Origin of the sequence: Gracilibacillus oryzae (assembly GCF_009498735.1) — a bacterium.
In the GTDB taxonomy this organism is placed as follows: domain Bacteria; phylum Bacillota; class Bacilli; order Bacillales; family Amphibacillaceae; genus Gracilibacillus; species Gracilibacillus oryzae.
This window is the reverse complement of sequence record NZ_ML762476.1, coordinates 1-1,222: the sequence shown is the minus strand read 5'-3', so window position 1 is coordinate 1,222 and position 1,222 is coordinate 1. Positions and strand designations below refer to the sequence as shown.

Here is a 1,222-nt window from a genome sequence, read left to right as displayed (position 1 = left end):
TGGTATGTCAACACTAAATCGAACAAATTTTTAAAGGTTGATTAACTTGTATTCAGTCGGTGTTAAATAATCTAATGATCCGTGAATTCGAAGGTGATTGAACCAATTAACATAATCAAAAAGTTCAAGGTCAAGTTCGTGTTGGTCAGTAAAATAAGCCCCTTTGACAAACTCTGTTTTGATGGTTTTGAATGTAGCTTCCGCAACGGCATTGTCATAGGGCGTTCCTTTTTCGCTCAGTGAGCGCTCAATGCCAAACGTTTCTAATGCCTGATCGATCAGCTGGTTCTTAAACTCACTGCCTCTATCGGTGTGAAACAATTCAAGCTGATGAAGATTGTATGGGACGGATGCAAAGGCACGTTGAACTAAGGCCGCACTTTTATGAGGTCCTGCACTGTGGCCAATAATTTCCCGATTATATAAATCTACTAAAACACAGATATAATGCCATCTCTGTCCCACTCTCACATAGGTTAAGTCACTTACTACTACTTTTAATTCTTGATCCTGGTCAAAGGCTCGATTGAGCGCATTTCCTACGTCTGATTCATTACAGGATGATTGGGACGGCTTAAATTGAGCGACGGTATACTTAGAAACAAGTCCTTGTTCTTTCATGATTCGTCCGATCCGACGTCGGGACACAGTCCAGCCAAGCTTTTTTAACTCCACTTTTATCTTTCGTTGACCATAGTTTTGGCGGCTTTTCTTAAAAATGTCCACAATCTGATCGGTTAATTCTTCCTCCTGGTCATCACGAATCTTTGCTTCATAATAGTAGGTACTTCTGGCAATTTGCAGGACGCCGCACATTGCTGATACCGAGTATTTGTGACGATTATTCCGGATCACATCTACTTTCGTCCCATGATCAGCGCGGCTTGCTTTAAAATGTCATTTTCCATGGCCAATTTTTGATTTTCTTTACGAAGTTTGATTAACTCTTCTTGTTCCGGTGTGCAATTGTCTTTTTCCTGAAACGAACCATTATCATGATACTGGCGAACCCACTTATCAAAAGAAGAAGGCGTCAATTCATATTCTCTAATAATCTCCGAACGCGGTTTACCAGACACATGTAGCTGCACCATTTGTTCTTTAAATTCCTTTGAAAAAGTTCTTCTCGCTTTTTTGGTCATTTTAAACGCTCCTCGGTTTTTTATTTGAACCAAGTCTAACTGACCTTAACTAACTTGTCTAACTAAGTGTAACCGATTCA

At 39.9% G+C, this 1,222-nt stretch carries 1 protein-coding gene; it reads right to left on the bottom strand.

Annotated elements, in window-relative coordinates; translation table 11 throughout:
- Positions 1-30: 30 nt before the first annotated feature.
- A protein-coding gene (locus F9U64_RS22500; protein WP_153407133.1) for an IS3 family transposase occupies positions 31-1,142 on the bottom strand; the annotation gives its coding sequence in 2 pieces (ribosomal slippage) (positions 31-893 and positions 893-1,142; 1,113 coding nt in all).
- Positions 1,143-1,222: the final 80 nt, after the last annotated feature.